Here is a 17197-nt window from a genome sequence, read left to right on the forward strand (position 1 = left end):
CTGGTCCGTCCGGCTGGTTCCGGGCGCGGACGTCCTTGCGCCGCTGAACCCTTTCACCCCAGGAAGTGCCTGTATGGAAGTCCTGACAACGACTCGAGAGCCGGGGGAGGTGTTGCCTCATGCATCGTCCATCCCTTTTCATCCGTGCCTGAACGACGAGGCCCACGGCCGGGTGGCCAGAATCCACCTGCCCGTCGCCCCGCGCTGCAACCTGGCCTGCGCCTATTGTGAGCGCATCCTGTCCGACGACCCGGATCTGCCCGGGCCGGGCACGGCCGCAGCGGTCATGACTCCCGGGGCCGCCGCGCTCAGGGCCTTGGCCTTTTTGAATGAATACGGCGGCGACTCCATCGTGGGTATCGCCGGGCCGGGCGACCCTTTGGCCAATGAAGAAACCTTCGAATGCCTGGAGCGGGTCAGGCAGCAGGCTCCAGGGGCCGCCTTGTGCCTGTGCACCAATGGCCTGGCCCTGCCGCAAAGCATGGACAGGCTGGTCGAGATCGGGGTCGACACGCTGACGGTCACCGTGAACGGCGTGACCCCGGACACCGTGGCCCAGGTGCAGCCGCGCATCCGCGAGGGCGGGACCTGGATCAAGGGAACGGAAGCGGCGCGGCTCCTCATCGACCGCCAGCGCGAGGGCATTGCCCGGGCCGCAGGGGCGGGCATGGTGGTCAAGGTCAACATGGTCGTCATCCCGCAGATCAATATGCGCGAGGCCGAGGCCGTATCCGGCATGGCCGCGCAACTCGGGGCCAAGGTGTTCAACCCCATGCCCCTGATCCCGCGCAACGGACTGAAACATTTTTGCCGACCCACCGGCCGGGATATGGCCGAGGTCATGCGTCGATGCGGCAAGGACCTGTACGTTTTCACCAAATGCAAACAGTGTCGGGCGGACGCTGTGGGAATTCCCGGGAAGGAGCACTACGGATGTCAAATGACAAGAAACGGTTGAGCCGACGAAAATTCATGGTCGGCGGCGGAGCGGCGCTGACCACCGCCTTTGTGCCCATGGGCGCGCGTACGGCGGATGCCGCGCCGGAGGGGACCTTCGCCGGCGGGAGCCTGCAGGTCTGGTCCTGCGGCGGGCTGGCCGAGGCGTTCATGCCCGCCAACGCCAAGTTCGAACAGGCCACGGGCGGGTCCATCAGCTATACAGGCGCCTTTGCCGGAGCGCTGGGCAAGTCCCTGCTCGGCGGCAGCGCCAGGACCGAGGTCTTTGCCCCCCGCGTGCTCAAGCTGGCCAAGGCCTTGAAGGGGCAGGGCAAAATGCTCTCCTTCCAGCCCCTGTGCTTCACCGAGTACGTCCTGGTCACGCCCAAGGGCAATCCGGCCGGAATCACTTCCATCCACGACCTGAAGAAGGACGGCGTCAAGACCCTGTGCTCGCCGGACTCCTCGCCGCCCGGCGGGGCGGCCGCCATGGGCGTGCTCAAGAAGAGCGGAGTGGTCAAGGAGGCCACGGCCAACTCCATCTATCTGGGGTCCTGCGTCCAGCACGACGTGGCCGACGTGGCCGCGGGCAAGGCGGACGTGGCCGTGGTCGAACGCCGAGTCACCCGGCTGCCGCGCTACCGCGACGCCTTCGAGATCATCCCCATCCCGGAGGAGTATTTCCCGGCCCCGCCCATTCCGTTCACCATCGGGATGATGAAATGGGCCGAAAACCGGGACATGGCCCAGGCATTCATCGACTTCATCTGCGGAGAAGAGGGGCAGGCCTGCTTTCGGGATGCCGGATTCATTCCCGCGCTGTCCGACGAGGGACAGCGCCTTGCCGAAAAATACGGGGTGAAGGATGTCTAATACCACCGCAACCAGAAGCGTCCGTTACTGGGTCCGCCGTCTCATCCAGGCCGTGGCCCTGTTCGCCATCGCGGAGTTCTCCTACTACGGGATTTTCCGCTGTCCCTTTGCCGTGCCCTACGTCAGTTGCGCCAACTGTCCGGTCGTCCAGTGTCCGGGCAAGCAGCTCTGGCTGATCATGCTCCTGGGCATATTGGCCTCGGGGCTGCTGTTCGGCAGGGCCTTTTGCGGGTACGCCTGTCCGGCAGGCATGCTGAACGAGCTGTTCGGCAAGGTGGCGGTGCTGCGCGGCAAGGTGCGCGGCCGGTTCGCGGCCGTGGCCGGGTACGGCAAGTACGTGGCCGCCGCCATCTGCGCGGTCCTGTTCTTCGGCATGCACAACCCGCGCTGGGCCGTGCCCATCCGCACCGGCGAGTTCGTCAATTCGACCGTGCTGACCTTTGAGCACGCCTTTCCCCTGTGGTTGATACGTACCGGAATCGTGGTCGGGGCGCTGCTGCTCGGGCTGCTCATTCCCTACTTCTTCTGCCGTTTCCTGTGCCCGACGGGCGGCGTGCTGGAAATCCTCGGCCGGTTCTCGTTGTTCAAGTACCGTGTGGCCGACTCGTGCACCGATTGCGGCAAGTGCGACCGGACCTGCGGGCTGGAGACCCGGCCCGAGCGGGACAACTGCACCAATTGCGGCGAGTGCCGGGGCGTGTGCCCGGTGGACGCCATCGATCTCGGCACGGCGGCCAAGGGACGCGGTTCCAAATCAACCGTCTAGCGGTTCCGGTTCGGGCCCTGTCCGGCACGCATGAAACAAAGAGGGGGACTTCCCCCTCTTTTTTTGTCCGCGACGTCCCGCTTTGCCCGGAAAAAGGCCCGGAATCGAAAAAATCACGTTTTGACGCCGAACTATAATGCCTACCACCCGGTTGCGCTCTTGTTTCGCGGCGCAATATGGTTTACTCAGGCTGGAGTTACTCAAACAAGGAAACCTATGCTCCGAAGACTGTTTTTCACCATCCTGCTTGTCCCCGTAACCATCTGGTATTCTCTGAAGATGCTCAAGGTGGACCCCGATACTTCCACGCCCGAGGAATATGACCGCTGGGGGCTGGCCTGGGGGGCTGCCGCCGTGAAGCTGTCGGGCGTCAAGATCGAGGCGGACATGGGCGACGTGGACCCGAAAGGGCACTACGTGTTCATCGGCAACCACCAGTCCAACCTGGACATCCCCGTGCTCTTCTACCTGCTCAAGGGCAACCGCATCCGCTTCGTGGCCAAGAAGTCCCTGTTCGAGATTCCCCTCTACGGCAAGGCGCTCGGCCACGCCGGGCACATCTGCATCGACCGGGGAAACCGGCGCGCGGCCATGCAGTCCCTGAACGAGGCCGTGGAGACCGCCAAGGCGGGCATCTCCCCGCTCATTTTCCCGGAAGGCACGCGCAACACGGACCTGAGCCAACTCATGGACTTCAAGATCGGGGCCATAATCCTGGCCCTCAAGGCCGGGCTGCCCGTGGTCCCGTTCGTCATGACCAACACCGGGCGGATCATGGGCAAGGGCGATTTCATCATCGACAACCGGCCCGTGGTCCGGTTCAAGGCGCTGCCGGTCATCGACCCGGCGCAGTACACCCTCAAGGAACGCGAGCGGTTCAAGGATGACCTCTATGCCATGATGAACGAGGCGTACCAAGAACTGTTGGCAAAGGGGTAGGCGCATGGCCCAGAAGTCCTTCACACTCTATCCGCTGGGCGGGCTCGGCGAGATCGGCATGAACTGCATGCTCTACCGGACCGACAGGTCGTTGGTCATGGTGGACTGCGGCCTGATGTTCCCGGAGGACTACCATTTCGGCGTGGACGTGGTCATTCCCTGCTTCGATTTCGTGCTGCGCAACAAGAAGATGCTCAACGGCATCGTCCTGACCCACGGCCACGAGGACCACATCGGCGCGCTGCCCTGGCTGTTGCAGAACGTGGACGTGCCGGTCTACGGCTCGGAGTTCACCCTCGGCCTGGTGGAGAACAAGCTGCGCGAGCACGACCTGGACCGCTGGGCCGACCTGCGCCCGGTGCGTCCCTACGACCGTCTCCTGCTCGGCGATTTCCGCTTCAATTTCTTCCCGGTCTGCCACTCCATCATCGAGGGGTTCGGCCTGGGCATCGAGACCCCGGTGGGCCGGGTGGTGCACACCGGCGATTTCAAGATCGACCGCAATCCGCTGGGCGGCCACGCCACCGACCTGGCCGCGTTCCGCAAGTTCTCGGACGAGGGCGTGCGGCTGATGCTCTCGGACTCCACCAACGTGGGCAACGAGGGGTTCGCCCTGACCGAGCGCGAGATCAAGGTCTCCCTGCGCGAGATTTTCACCACGGCCAAGGGGCGCATCCTGGTCTCCCTCTTTTCCAGCCACATCCAGCGCATCCAGGAGATCTTCGACCTGGCCGACGCCGAAGGGCGCAAGGTCGCGATCTCGGGCAAGTCCCTGCACCGCAATATCGAACTGGCCCGCGACCTGGGCCATCTCAAGGTGCCCAAGGGCACGCTCATCGAGCTGGACGGCCTGGACGAATACGGCGACTCCCAGCTGGTCCTGCTGGTCACCGGCTCCCAAGGGGAGCCCCTGGCCGCCCTGTCGCGCATCGCCATGGGCGAGCACAGGCAGCTGTCCGTGCGGCCCGACGACCTGTTCATCCTCTCCTCCCGGTTCATCCCGGGCAACGTCAAGGCCATCAACCGGGTCATCAACAACCTCTACCGCCTCGGGGCCGAGGTGCTGTACGAGAAGATGCACGGCATCCACGCCTCGGGCCACGCCCACGCGGGCGAGCTGACGTTGATGCTCCAGACCGTGCGGCCCGAATATTTCATCCCCGTGCACGGCGAGTACCGCCACCTGGTCAAGCACCGGCGGCTGGCCGTGGACTGCGGCGTGGAGGACGAGAAGTCCATGGTCGTGGAGAACGGCCAGCCTGTGACTTTTCATGGAAACGGGTCCATCGAGTTGCTGCCGCGCATCGCGGCGGACAAGATCCTGGTGGACGGCAAGGGCGTGGGCGACGTGGGCCAATCCGTGCTCAAGGAACGCCAGTTGCTGGCGGGCGAGGGCATGGTCATCGTGGTCCTGGTGGTGGACGAGGCCTCGGGCGAAATCTCCATGGGCCCGGACATCATGAGCAAGGGGTTCGTCTTCGAGCAGCAGTACATGCATCTGCTCGACGACGCCAAGTGCATCGTCCTGGACGTGCACGAGAACATCGCGCCCGGCGACACGGCCAAGCTCAAGGAACGCATCCGTTCGGCCCTGCGTCGGTTCTTCCGCAAGGTGCTCGGCCGCGATCCGGTGGTCGTTCCCCTGGTCATTTCCATCTAGCGTCTGGACTTCGGCCCGATGTTGGGCTAGATATTCCAATAAACCGAAAGAGATGCTTTTTTTGAGAGGATACCCGACATGAAACGAATTCTGCTTGCAGCGGCCATGACGGCCATGATTTCCCTGCTCGCCGCCTGCGGCGCGCAGAAAAACGACCTCGATCTCGGGTGGGCCATGGTCAAGCAGGGCAACTGCGCCCAGGCCCAGGTCTACCTGGACAACACCATCGCCCAGCCGGATAACGCCATGGACCTGGCCTACGCCTATTTCCTCAAGGGCGAGTGCGCGGAACAGGCCTCGGACTTTGACGCCGCCTACGAGAACTACTACGCGGCCAAGGTCGTGGCCTGCTACGTGGTGGCCAACCAGACGCACGTCAACCTGGACACCTATGCGCGCAGCGACTACTGCGAACGGATTCTGCCCGCCAAGCTCGAGGCCCTGTCGGCGAAGATCGACGATCCGGCCAAGGTCGAGCACATCGAAGGCACGGTCAACGGCATACTGCGGGCCGACTATCTCAAGCGATTTGAAAAGCGCCTGAACTAGCATACCGAAACGCCCCGCCCTGCGGGGCGTTTTTCGTGGCGCATCCTGCAACAGAGGAGGGCGACATGGCGTTGGCGGATTACACGGCGAGCATCGACCGCCTGCAAAAGGCGCTGGGCAGGGCCTATGCGGACGAGCCCTGGCTGCTGAACATGCCGGGCCGGTCCGTGGCCTGCAAGATCGACCACTACTACTACCTCGCGGTCATGCCCGGGTTCGTTGAAACCCTGGCCCGGCTGGGCGGCATGTTCCCCAAGCAGGTCCTCGAAGCCCTGGTCCGGACCGGCAACCTCATCACCCGGGCCCCGGAGCGCGACCCGCTCCTGCCCCTGACCGTCTCCTGGGGTGCACGCTCCGTCACCCTGACCGGCGCGTTCGTCGACGCCGACTTCATCGACCGCGCCGTCAAGACTTACGGCGGATTCGGCGCCATCCTCAACGTCTCGGACCTCAAAATCTCCGCCGCCGACCGCGACCGCATCGAAACCCTGTTCCAGGACAAAACCCCGCCCCAAGGTCTGGCGTATTTTTGATGCCTCCGGCGGCCGGAGGAAGGGGAAGGAAAACCCTTTGAAAAGGGCTTTTCCTTCCCCTTCCCCCGGACCCCCATCCCCATCCTTTCCTAAACTTTCTATCGCCGCTTCGCGGGGTAGGGCGCAAAAAAAGACCTTCGATTCGATATCGAGTCAAAGGCCTTGTCTTTCTTTTTGGAGCGAATCGGGTGCGTAGCACACGACAGCGGCTCAGTCTCCCGCGCTCGGAAGCCGCTAAATGTTATTGAACCGTTTCTCCAACATGATCTGCAAGATCGTTTGGTCCGTCTGGATCATTCCATCTACGGCCAGCGTCCCGACATTTCTCATGGTGTCTTCGGAGGACAGGCCGATGATGCCGTCGGTGTGGTGGACGTTGACGCCCTGGAGGGAGAAGAGGGCGGCCTGGACGGCGGTTCCGGCCGCCGTGGCCAGCTTGAGGGCGCAGCCGGTCTTGGCGCCGTCGCAGATGATCCCGGCCAGGTCTTCCAGGAGATTCTTGATGGCCCCGGCGATGTGGTGGGCGTCGCCGCCGAGCAGGAAGGTGATGCCCGCCGTGGCCCCGGCCCCGGCGGCCACGGAGCAGCCGCAGATGGCGGACAGGCGGCCGGTGTGCGCCTTGACGAAGGCGGTGACGATGTGGGAGAGGGCCACCGCTTCGAGCACGTCCTTGATTTCCACGTCCTGGACGTAGTCCTTGACGGCCCAGATGGGCAGGATGGCGGTCAGGCCGTGGTTGCCGGACCCGGCCGAGGACATGGCGGGCAGGGACGCGCCGGACATGCGCGCGTCCGCCGCGGCCGAAGCCAAAATGCGCGCGGCCAGCATCATGTCCTTCTTGATCAGCCCCTGGCGGCAGAGCCGCTCCAAAGTCTTGCCCACGCCCAGCCCCAGGCCGTACTTCAGGCCCTGTTCGGCCAGGCGCATGTTCACGTCCACGCCCTCCCGCAGAAAGGCGAAGTCGTCCTCGTCCAGCTCGTCGGTCAGGGCCATGAGCTCGTTCAAGGTCAGGGTCTTGAGCCACGCCTCCATGGCGGCCACGGGCGAGGGCGCGCCGTCGGCCCGCACGCGGATGAGCGGGCTGTCCACGGGCCGTCCGTTCAGGGTCAGGGAGACGATGTTGTCGTGCAGCCCCTCGATGACCGATTCGGCCACCTTGCCGTCGGCCGTCACCTTGGAGCGGATGAGCAGCCCCTGGTGGTCCTTGATCAGGGTGACGTCCACCCTTCCTTCGGCCAGGGCCTTTTTCGCGGTCTTGACGTCCTCTTCGGTGACGCTCTGCAGCACTTCCAGGCGCAGGGCCGGGTCGCCGCCCGCAGCGCCGAGCGCGGCGGCGGTGTCCAGGCCGGACAGTCCGCCCGCGCCGGGAATGGAGACGGCCAGGCCGTTCTTGTACACGTTGGGGTCCACGGCCACTTCCAGTGAATCGAAGCGCTTGCCGGGCAGCAGGGACACGGCGGCCGCCGCGCCCAGGGCGATGGCCACGGGTTCCGTGCAGCCGAGCGCCGGGGCGACCTGGATGGAAAGAACGTCCTTGACCGTGAAGCTCATGGCTACTTCCTCACCGTGCTCTTGGGACAGTTTTCGCTCAGATGGCAGACCTCGCAGCCGCCGGTGTACGGGTAGGGCGTGAGCACCGCATACTTGCGGTTGACCGAGCCTTCCTCGTTCCAGGTCAGGCCGAGCTCGTCGAACGCGGCCAGCACGCCTTCGCCCGGACGGGGCAGGGGGGCGCACTTGCCGGTCTGCAGTTCGGGCACGAACCCCTGGGCCGAGCTCATGACCATGGTGATGGCCAGGGCGTGGAAGAGCAGGCCGTGGGTCGGCGAATCCTGCCAGATGCCCTCGATGGCGTCCTCGGCGGCCTGGTCCAGGAAGATCAGCACGAAGCTGCCTTCGCCCTGCGTGTTCTTCAGTTCGTAAGCCTTGAGGCTCTCGTTCGCCCACTTGTCCCAGAACTCCTCGAAGTCTTCGAGCATGTCGCCGTCGATGCGGGTCTCGCCCGCTACCTCCATGAAATACATCATGTCGAATTCGGGGTTCGGGGTCAGGGGGGTGATGTCGTATTTGGCCATAATTTTTCTCCGTAATGGAAATTGGGTGCGTAGGAGAGGCTTTGCTTACCCTTTTTCCGCACCGCGCTCAAGTTTTCCGGTCAATTCGTTGCGCTCGGCGCGGAAGTGGGGTTAGTATTGCATTGCAAGGGAGATAGGCCCCGTTCCCGCGTTGTCAACACCATGCCTCGGAGCAGTCCGGAGATTCAATGGCCGACAGAAGTGAACCGCTCTTTCTCAAGCTCAGACGACCCAACATCCGATTCCTGTTCCTGGCCATCATCATCGGCGGATTGGCCGGATACGGGGCGGTCCTGTTCAAGCTTATCCTCAAATACATGCAGTGGGTGTTCTACCAGAACACCGGCGACTGGCTGACCTTCGCGGATTCCGTGCCGCTGTGGATGAAGATCGTCATGCCCACGGCGGGCGGCCTGGTGGTCGGGCTGGTGGTCAGCTACTTCGCGTCCGAGGCCAAGGGCCACGGCGTGCCCGAGGTCATGCAGGCCATCGCCTTGCGGGGCGGCCGCATCCGCAAGAGGGTGGCAGCGGCCAAGATCTTCGCCTCGGCCGTGACCATCGGCTCAGGCGGGTCCGTGGGCCGTGAGGGCCCCATGGTCCAGATCGGGGCGTCCATCGGCTCGTCCGTGGGCCAGATATTCAAGATCCCCAGCGTGCACATGAAGACCATGGTCGGCTGCGGGGCCGCAGCGGGCATCGCCGCCACCTTCAACGCGCCCATCGCCGGGGTGCTCTTCGCCCTGGAGATCATCATCGGCGACTTCGGGGTCATGCAGTTTTCGCCCGTGGTCCTGTCCTCGGTCATGGCTACGGCCATTTCCCGCTATTATTTCGGTGATTTTCCGCATTTCGACATCCCGACCTATTCCATCGTCTCCCATTGGGAGTACCTGTTCTACCCGGTGCTCGGCGTGGTCACGGGCCTGGTGGCCCTGACCTTCACCTCCTCCCTGTACTGGTTGGAGGACCGCTTCGACGCCCTGGCCATCCCGGACTGGACCAAGCCGGCCATCGGCGGGGCCGTGCTCGGCCTGGTCTTCGCCGTGTTTCCGCAGGTCTTCGGCGTGGGCTACGGGGCCATGAACGCGACCCTGCTCGACAAGACCCCGTTTCAACTCATGCTCGTGCTCGTCGTGGTCAAGATCGTGGCCTCCTCGGTGACGCTGGGCTCGGGCGGGTCGGGCGGCATCTTCGCGCCCAGCCTGTTCATGGGCTGCATGACCGGCGGGGCGTTCGGCTACGTGGTCCACATGCTGTTCCCGGCCTACACGGCCACCCCCGCGGCCTACGCCCTGGTGGCCATGGGCGGTCTGGTGGCGGGCACCACCTACGCGCCCATCACGGCCATACTGATCATCTTCGAGATGACCTCGGACTACTCCATCATCCTGCCGCTCATGCTCACCTGCATCACGGCCACGGTCATGAACTCGACCATCCGGCGGGCGTCCATCTACACCACCAAGCTGCTCCGGCGCGGCATCGACATCGAAGCGGGCCGGGAGCGGCATCTGCTCTCGCACATTCTGGTCAAGGAGGTCATGGTCCGTGACTTCGTGACCATCCCCCAGTCCATGACCCTGTCGAGCATCATCTGGACCTTCAAGACCGAGAACGCGCCGTATCTGCACGTGGTGGACGAGGACCAGCGGCTGACCGGGATCATCTCCTTCCGCGACTTGCGGGCCGTGCTCAACGAGGAGGGGCTGGAGGATCTGCTCATCGCCCACGACCTGGCCACGCAGAACCCGGTGACCGTGACCACGGACGACACCCTGCAGGACGCCCTGGACAAGATCACGGACCGGGGCGTGTCCCAGCTCCCGGTGCTGTCCACCGGCAAGGAGCCGAGAGTGGTGGGCACCCTGACCGAGCTGGCCATCGACGCGGCCTACAATTCGGCCACGGTCAAGGCCGAGATCGCTGAAGGCCCGAACCGGGACGCCCTCTAGACGGCCCGGGCCGCGCCGTCCGATAGCCGTTGAGGCCCTTCGCCCTTTGTGCTAGCCTCCGTTCAGCGGCTACGCAGGCCGATAAAGAGCATTTCGAGGAACCGACCGCATGAACGACATCCGTATTTCCGTGACCCTGTCCCTGGACGAGAAGCATCCCGAGGACGGCTACATCGACTTCAACCTGTCCGTGGACGGACAATATCTGCATGAGGTCGGCGTGTATGTCGATCCCGTGGACCTGGCCACCTCGGCGACCATGTCGGGCGAGTTCTTCATCTACACATGCGACTGCGGCAACCCGGCCTGCCAGGGCATCGACGACGGCGTGATGGTCTCCCACACCCCGGACACGGTCGTCTGGCGGCTCAAGAATCCCATCTCCTGGCCCCCGGACGAGCCCAGGCCCGACTGGGAGCACGACGCCGAGTTCGTCTTCCCCAGGGACCTCTACCTCCAGCAGGTCTCCATCGCCCTGGACCATGCCAAGCGCATCGCCAGGGGATTCAAGCTTTCCGGCTCCCTGTGGGTCGGCCCGGACCTGTCCATGGAAGGGCTCATGGCCCTTGAGGTGCCCCATCAGGAGGGCGGCTTCTTCGCCCTGGAGCCCGAGGGGCGCGCCCTGCACTAGTCCCTTGAACAGTATCCGGGATACCGTATTTGCGTATTCCGGAAATTTGTTCTACGGTCGAATCAATTGCTCCGGCTGCTTTTCCGGTGGACCCATCCATCAGGAGGAGCAGACATGTCCGTTTACGATCCCAATCACAGCCGTTTTCATCGCGCGCGCTTTTTGCGTGCGCCGCCCTTTTGCGCGCGGTGTCGAACCGCTCGGGGGGTGGCCGAGTCAAGGGCTCGGGCGATCAAGCCTGCGGGAGGAGCCCCTGCTTTCGGGGCGGACCCGTGTCCGCCGCAATTCTAACCGAAAACAGGGTGTGTCCATGTACGTACCGATCAAGATCTATCCAAACCGGCAGAGTCTCAGGGGACGCATCGTCATCGCGGCCCTCTGTCTGGGCCTGGCCGTGGCCGGGTTCCAGTTCATCAACGACAAAAACCTCCGGGTCGCCGTGTACTGCCTGAGCATGGCCGGATTCGCCGTGGCCATGATCAACGCCATCGCGATCATGGCCCGGCAGCCCATGGTCAAGATCCTGGACGACCGGTTCTCGGTGTATACGCCGTTCGGCTACGCCCTGATCCGCTTCGGGGAGGTCCTGGCCTTCCGCAGGGGCCGGGTGCCGTTCTCCCGCAGCCTGCGCATCGAGATCAACGGCTCGGCCCGGCCGAAATTCCCGTCCGCCTTCTGCCGCCTGCTCTACGCCGTGGCCCACCTCAACTTCACCAACACCGTGTCCATCTCCGGCTCCCTGCTCGGGGCCGACCCGGAAGCGGTCATGCAGATGCTCGAAAAACGCCGCGTGGCCGCAGTGCGCCTGGATGCTGTCGGGGATTACAACCCCCAGGCCCTCACTTCCGTGGGGTGATGAATGAACCCCGGGCGGGCCGCTGTGCGGTCCGCCCGGGTTGCCTCCGGCGGCCGGGGGAAGGGGGAAAGGGAACCCTTTGAAAAGGGCTTCCCTTTCCCCCTTCCCCCGGACCCCCATCCCCCTATCCCTCCTAAACTTTTTATGTCGCCTCGCGAAGGGGGGCGGGGGATTGTCAGCAGGCGCAGCCTATGGTGGGGGCCGCCTCGCCCTTTTCAGTGGGGTAGCCGTCGCGTTTCCACCAGTCTATGCCGCCGATGAGTTCCTTTACGGTGAAGCCCAGGCGGGTCATGTTTAGGGCACCCTTGGTGGAGGCGTTGCAGCCGATGCCGTCGCAGTAGGTCACGTACAGGGCGTCGCGGGCTAGACCGGCGGTGGACGCCTCGCTCATTTCGCGGTGGGGCAGGCTGACCGCGCCGGGGATGTGTTCGGCCTCGAACGCCGCCGTACCGCGCGCGTCGATGACCACCACATTCTGTCCGCTTTTGCGGGCCTCGTTCAAATCCCAGGAATCGATCTCCCAGCGCAGCTTGTCCTCGTAATGACTCAGTTGGTCCTGCATGGCGTCTCCTTTATCGGTTGGCGGTCGGGGTATTCTCCACCCTATGCAGGCCACCAGGGACTCACCAGCCGCATATTTCGAGGACCCCGTTCAGATAAACCGAACCCGGACGCTGGCGCCCCGCGAAGCGGCACCAAAAGGTTTAGGAGGGAAAAGGGGATGGGGTCTGGGGAAGGGGGGGGAAGGGAAGCCGTCTTCAAAGGGTCCCCTCCCCCTTACCCAGCCGCCCGAGGCAAAAAAGGTCCGCGTTTACACGCGGACCTTCATGATGATCTTGTGGATCTCGCCGTCCGAGATCATGGGCATGTGCGCGTCTTGCGGGAAGTAGGCGGCGATCATGCCGGGCAGGACTTCGGCCCAGTGGGTGGGGTTGTCCTCGTAGAAGGCCACGTCGGAGCGCGGGTCGGAGGCCTCGACGGCCGGGCCGAGGTCGCGGCGCGCCTTCCAGCCGATGGTGTCCGTGCCGGAGATGACGTAGGCCAGGTCTATGTACTGGTCGTGGGTCTCGATGAGCGCGTTCTCGGGCCTGCGGCCCGGCCCCTTGGCCACCACCGCGTACAGGCCGTCCTCCAGGTCGATGCGGCCCACGGGCAGCTCGGCCAGGTCCGGCCTGCGCAGGAAGGCGAAGGCGGCGGGGAAGCGGGGATTGAGGTCCGCGTACAGGTCCGCGTTGTCGAGAATGTCCAGGATCATTGTATTTTCTTCCGTTCGGCCGTCAGGGCCATGAGCAGGGATTCGTCCAGGGACGGGTGCGCGAAGATGATCGAGTGCGTGTCCTCGGCGGTCCAGCCCTGTTGCACGATCATGGCCGCCGGGGTGACCAGGCGGGACACGTCGTGGCCCACGGCCGTGACGCCGACCACCTTGCCGCCGGACCAGACCACCTTGACGAACCCCTGGGTGGCCGCGTGGGCCTGGGCCATGGGGTTGGCCGCGAGCTGGGCCACGGAAACCTCGGTGGTGTCGAAGTCGGCCAGGAACGCCTCGTTCTCCATCTTGCCCACGCGCATGGCCTCGGGCGCGCCGTAGAGCACGCTGGGCACCGGCGGGCAGACATAGGGGCCCTCGGTCTTTCCGGCGGCGTGCCGGGCCACGTAGTGCGCCTGGTGCGAGGCCGCATGGGCCAGCTGGATGTGCCCGTTGGCGTCGCCGATGGCGTAGATGTCGGGCGCGGCCATGAGATGGTCGTCCACCTGGATCTGGTTGAAGAGCGGCTTGACGCCCGCTTCCTCCAGGCCGATCCCCTGGGTGACAGGCCCGCGTCCGACGGCCACCAGGGCCTTGTCCGCGGTCAGCTTGTCGCCGGTCTGGAAGGTCAACTCGGCCTTGCCGTCCTTGGTCCGGACACCGGCCACGCGTTCTTCCAGACGGATGTCCCATTTCCAGCGCTTGAACATCGAGGCCAGCGCCTTGGAGACCTCGGGGTCCTCCAACGGGGCCACGCGGTCCATGGCGTCCACCACGGTGATCCTGCAGCCGAAGCGGTGGGCCACCTGGGCCATTTCCAGGCCGATGAAGCCCGCGCCGACCACGATCAGGGACTCGGGCATGGACTCCATGGACAGGAACATGTCGGAGTCGAGCACGCATTCGCCGTCCGGCTCCAGGCCCGGGAAGAAGATGGGCTTGGAACCGGTGGCGACCACAAGCTTTTTGTAGCCGAGGGTTTGTTCACCGTCGGCCGTGACCACGGTGACCTGATGGTCGCCGGACAGGCGGCCCGTGCCTTCGACCAGCTCGATGCCGAGCTTCTTGAGCTGCATGGCCATGGCCTTGCGGGTGGCCCCCAGGTGCTTCTGCACCCGGCTCTGCAGCCCGGCGAAGTCCACGGTCACCTCGCCCGAGGCGACCTTCATGCGGGCCTGGTTGTGCAGCTCCTCGATGGCCGAGGTCGCGCCGAGCCAGAGCTTGGTCGGGATGCACCCCCGGTTGAGGCAGGTGCCGCCCAGGAAGTCCTTTTCCACCAGGGCCACGGTCAGGCCGAGCCCGACCGCTTCCACGGCGGCGTCAAAGCCGCCGGGGCCGGCCCCGATGACCACGAGATCATAAGTCATCGGTCAGCTCCATGGAGCGTGCGGCCTTGGTCTCGTCCAGCCGGGTCACGGGCAGGGTGACCGGGGCCGAGGTCAACGCCTCGGGGTTGGTGTCGACCAGTTCGGCCAGAGCGATGAGATCGTCGCAGAACCGGTCCAGGGTCTCCTTGTTCTCGGTCTCGGTGGGCTCGATCATGATCGCCTCGGGCACGATCAGCGGGAAGTAGACCGTGGGCGCGTGATAGCCCTTGTCCAGCAGCCCCTTGGCGAAGTCGAGCGCGTGCACGCCCTTCTTGGCCTGCGGGGAGGCCGAGGCCACGAACTCGTGCATGCAGATGCGATTGTAGGGGACCTCGAAGTGGTCGCACAACCGCTTGCGCATGTAGTTGGCGGCCAGGACCGCGTTCTCGGTGGCCCGGGTCAGGCCGGTGCCGCCGAGGCGCAGGATGTAGGCGTAGGCCTTCAGATACACGCCGAAGTTGCCGTAGAACGGGGCCACGTAGCCGATGGATTTGGGCTGGTCGTAGTCCAGGAAGTAGCGGCCGTCCTCGCGCTTGGCCACGCGGGAGATGGGCAGGAACGGAGCGACCTTTTCGGACACGCCCACCGGGCCGGAGCCGGGACCGCCGCCGCCGTGCGGGGTGGCGAAGGTCTTGTGCAGGTTGAGGTGGACGATGTCGAAGCCCACGTCGCCCACGCGCATCTTGCCCATGATGGCGTTCAGGTTGGCCCCGTCGTAGTAGAGCAGGGCGTCCACCTTGCGCAGCATCTTGACGATTTCGGGCAGGTTCTTCTCGAACAGGCCGAGCGTGTTGGGGCAGGTCATCATCATGCCCGCCACCTCGTCGTCCAGGACCTCGGCCAGGGCGGCCGGGTCCACGATGCCGTCCTTGGACTCCACGGTGATCACGTCGAAGCCCGCGATGGCGGCCGACGCCGGGTTGGTGCCGTGGGCCGAGTCGGGCACGATGACCTTGGTCTTCTTGTTGCCCCGGTCCTTGTGGTAGGCGGCCATGAGCATGACGCCGGTCAGCTCGCCGTGCGCCCCGGCCATGGGGTGCAGGGTGAAGGCGGACATGCCGGTGATCTCGCACAACAGGGACTCGGTCTCGTACATGACCTCGAGCGCGCCCTGGCACAGGCCGCCCGCGCCGCGAAGCTGGGGCAGGACCGGATGCAGCCGGGTGAAGCCGGGCATGGCCGCGACCACTTCGGTGAACTTGGGGTTGTACTTCATGGTGCACGACCCCAAGGGATAGAAGTTGCCGTCCACGCCATAGTTGCGCTGGGAGAGCTTGGTGAAGTGGCGGACCACGTCGAGCTCGGAGGCGGAGGGCAGGCCAACATCGCCGTCGCGCAGCAGTTCCTTGGGAATATAGGCCTCTTCGGCCATGCCTTCGCAGGGCCAGCAGCCCTCGCGACCGGCTACGGATTTTTCGAATATGGTCTTCATTTCAGCGCACCTCGCAGCATCTCGGCGAATATGCCGATCTGTTCTTCGCTGGTCTTTTCCGTGCAGGCCACCAGCAGGCCGTTTTCCAGTCCTTCGAAGTACCGGCCCAGCGGGAAGCCCGGCACATAGCCGCGCTCGCTCAGCTTGGCGATGGCCTCGAAGGCGTTGACCGGCAGGGTCACGGCGAACTCGTTGCCGAACGCCCCCTTGGTCAGCATGTCCACGCCCGGGATTGCGGTCAGCTTTTCGGCGCAGATGTGGGCGCGTTCCACCGACACCCTGGCCGCGCGCTTGAGACCGAGCTCGCCCAGAGCGCACATGTGGACCAATGCGCGCAGGGCGCACAGGGACTGGTTGGAGCAGATGTTGGACGTGGCCTTCTGGCGGCGGATGTGCTGCTCTCTGGCCTGGAGGGTGAGCACGTAGCCGGTGCGGCCCTCGGTGTCCGAGGTCTTGCCCACGATGCGGCCGGGCATCTGCCGGATCATGGCCTTGGTGCAGGTCATGATCCCGAGGTACGGGCCGCCGAAGGACAGGGGCAGGCCCAGGGACTGGCCCTCGGCCACGGCGATGTCCGCGCCCATGGCGCCCGGCGTCTTGAGCAGGGTCTGGAGCACGGGGTAGGCGGACACGACGGACACGGCCTTGACCTTGGCGGCCTCGGCGAACAGCTCGGTGAAGTCGTTGATGGAGCCGAAGAAGTTCGGGTTCTGGACCAGCACGGCGGCGATGGAGTCGTCCAGCGCGGCCTTGAGCCCCTCGATGTCCGTTTTGCCGTCCTTGTGGGGCACGGTGACGAACTCGAGGTCCAGGTTGGAGGTGTAGGAACCGAGCATGACCCGGTAGATGGGGTTGAGCGCTTCGGAGACCACGATCTTGCGCCGCTTGGTCTTGCGCACGGCCATCATCAGGGCCTCGTACAGGGCGGTGCCGCCGTCGTAGACCGAGGCGTTGGCGCACTCCATGCCCAGCAGCCGGGTCACGGCGGTCTGGTACTCGAAGATGGCCTGCAGGGTGCCCTGGGAGGCCTCGGGCTGGTACGGGGTGTAGGCGGTGTAGAACTCGCCGCGCATGGTCAGGGCGTCCACGGCGGCCGGGATGTAGTGGTCATAGAAGCCCGCGCCCAGGAAGCTGACGCTGTTGGTGGCGTTCTTGGCGGCCAATCCCTCGAGCTTGGAGAGGACCTCCATTTCGCTCAGCCCCTCGGGGAGGTCGAAACTTTTGGGGCGCATGTCCGCGCTGATCTCGGCAAAGAGATCCTCCACGGAGTCCACGCCGATGGTGGCGAGCATCTCGCGCACTTCATCTTCGGTATGCGGTACAAACGGCATGATGGAACCTGCTGGTTTATTGGGGAAAAGAAAAAGGGCCGAGACGTG

General features: G+C 64.9%; 17 protein-coding genes. 10 read left to right on the plus strand and 7 right to left on the minus strand.

The window, feature by feature from the left end; all coding sequences use genetic code 11:
• The first annotated feature begins 112 nt into the window (after positions 1-112).
• The 7 genes from ACR42D_RS06700 (at position 113) to ACR42D_RS06730 (ending at position 6256) form a co-directional block, all read left to right on the plus strand.
• On the plus strand, positions 113-958 hold the full coding sequence (locus ACR42D_RS06700; RefSeq protein WP_484566061.1) for a radical SAM protein: 846 nt from the start codon (positions 113-115) through the stop codon (positions 956-958).
• Positions 934-1809 carry a substrate-binding domain-containing protein gene (locus tag ACR42D_RS06705; RefSeq protein WP_484566062.1) on the plus strand — a complete coding sequence of 292 codons (876 nt, stop codon included), beginning with the start codon at positions 934-936 and terminating at the stop codon, positions 1807-1809. Before ACR42D_RS06700 ends, ACR42D_RS06705 begins: the two co-directional genes overlap by 25 nt.
• Positions 1802-2575, plus strand: coding sequence for a 4Fe-4S binding protein (locus tag ACR42D_RS06710; RefSeq protein WP_484566063.1), 774 nt, complete (start codon positions 1802-1804; stop codon positions 2573-2575). Before ACR42D_RS06705 ends, ACR42D_RS06710 begins: the two co-directional genes overlap by 8 nt.
• Before the next feature lie 216 nt (positions 2576-2791).
• A complete protein-coding gene (locus ACR42D_RS06715) occupies positions 2792-3514 on the plus strand; it encodes a lysophospholipid acyltransferase family protein (RefSeq protein ID WP_484566064.1) in 723 nt (240 codons plus the stop codon).
• Between the two features lie 4 nt (positions 3515-3518).
• A complete protein-coding gene (locus tag ACR42D_RS06720; RefSeq protein ID WP_484566065.1) occupies positions 3519-5174 on the plus strand; it encodes a ribonuclease J in 1656 nt (551 codons plus the stop codon).
• 78 nt (positions 5175-5252) lie between these two features.
• Positions 5253-5723, plus strand: coding sequence for a lipoprotein (locus ACR42D_RS06725; RefSeq protein ID WP_484566066.1), 471 nt, complete (start codon positions 5253-5255; stop codon positions 5721-5723).
• Positions 5724-5788: 65 nt separating this feature from the next.
• Positions 5789-6256 carry a hypothetical protein gene (locus tag ACR42D_RS06730; protein ID WP_484566067.1) on the plus strand — a complete coding sequence of 156 codons (468 nt, stop codon included), beginning with the start codon at positions 5789-5791 and terminating at the stop codon, positions 6254-6256.
• A 234-nt stretch (positions 6257-6490) separates the two neighbouring features.
• Here the strand turns inward: ACR42D_RS06730 and ACR42D_RS06735 are convergent, their stop codons facing one another.
• On the minus strand, positions 6491-7807 hold the full coding sequence (locus tag ACR42D_RS06735) for an L-cysteine desulfidase family protein (RefSeq protein ID WP_484566068.1): 1317 nt from the start codon (positions 7805-7807) through the stop codon (positions 6491-6493).
• A 2-nt stretch (positions 7808-7809) separates the two neighbouring features.
• Positions 7810-8331, minus strand: coding sequence for a hypothetical protein (locus ACR42D_RS06740; RefSeq protein ID WP_484566069.1), 522 nt, complete (start codon positions 8329-8331; stop codon positions 7810-7812).
• Positions 8332-8519: 188 nt separating this feature from the next.
• On the opposite strand from ACR42D_RS06740, the gene ACR42D_RS06745 reads away from it, so the two are divergent.
• From ACR42D_RS06745 to ACR42D_RS06755, 3 genes are all read left to right on the plus strand, one after another.
• A complete protein-coding gene (locus tag ACR42D_RS06745) occupies positions 8520-10283 on the plus strand; it encodes a chloride channel protein (protein ID WP_484566070.1) in 1764 nt (587 codons plus the stop codon).
• Positions 10284-10392: 109 nt separating this feature from the next.
• Positions 10393-10914 (plus strand): hypothetical protein, encoded by a 522-nt coding sequence (locus tag ACR42D_RS06750; RefSeq protein ID WP_484566071.1) that lies wholly within the window; start codon positions 10393-10395, stop codon positions 10912-10914.
• A 310-nt stretch (positions 10915-11224) separates the two neighbouring features.
• On the plus strand, positions 11225-11770 hold the full coding sequence (locus ACR42D_RS06755) for a hypothetical protein (protein ID WP_484566072.1): 546 nt from the start codon (positions 11225-11227) through the stop codon (positions 11768-11770).
• A 175-nt stretch (positions 11771-11945) separates the two neighbouring features.
• On the opposite strand, the gene ACR42D_RS06760 is transcribed toward ACR42D_RS06755, so the two are convergent.
• From ACR42D_RS06760 to gcvPA, 5 genes are all read right to left on the minus strand, one after another.
• Positions 11946-12332, minus strand: a complete 387-nt coding sequence (locus ACR42D_RS06760) for a rhodanese-like domain-containing protein (RefSeq protein WP_484566073.1) — start codon at positions 12330-12332, stop codon at positions 11946-11948.
• Between the two features lie 249 nt (positions 12333-12581).
• A complete protein-coding gene (locus ACR42D_RS06765) occupies positions 12582-13025 on the minus strand; it encodes a NanQ anomerase/TabA/YiaL family protein (RefSeq protein ID WP_484566074.1) in 444 nt (147 codons plus the stop codon).
• Positions 13022-14386, minus strand: coding sequence for a dihydrolipoyl dehydrogenase family protein (locus ACR42D_RS06770; RefSeq protein WP_484566075.1), 1365 nt, complete (start codon positions 14384-14386; stop codon positions 13022-13024). The genes ACR42D_RS06765 and ACR42D_RS06770 overlap by 4 nt, the downstream gene beginning before the upstream one ends.
• On the minus strand, positions 14376-15818 hold the full coding sequence (gcvPB, locus tag ACR42D_RS06775) for an aminomethyl-transferring glycine dehydrogenase subunit GcvPB (RefSeq protein ID WP_484566076.1): 1443 nt from the start codon (positions 15816-15818) through the stop codon (positions 14376-14378). Before gcvPB ends, ACR42D_RS06770 begins: the two co-directional genes overlap by 11 nt.
• Complete coding sequence (gene gcvPA, locus ACR42D_RS06780; RefSeq protein WP_484566077.1) at positions 15815-17149, minus strand: aminomethyl-transferring glycine dehydrogenase subunit GcvPA; 1335 nt, start codon at positions 17147-17149, stop codon at positions 15815-15817. Before gcvPA ends, gcvPB begins: the two co-directional genes overlap by 4 nt.
• Positions 17150-17197: the final 48 nt, after the last annotated feature.

This window comes from Pseudodesulfovibrio sp. lm2024, from assembly GCF_051175575.1.
GTDB classification, from domain to species: Bacteria; Desulfobacterota; Desulfovibrionia; order Desulfovibrionales; family Desulfovibrionaceae; genus Pseudodesulfovibrio; species Pseudodesulfovibrio caledoniensis.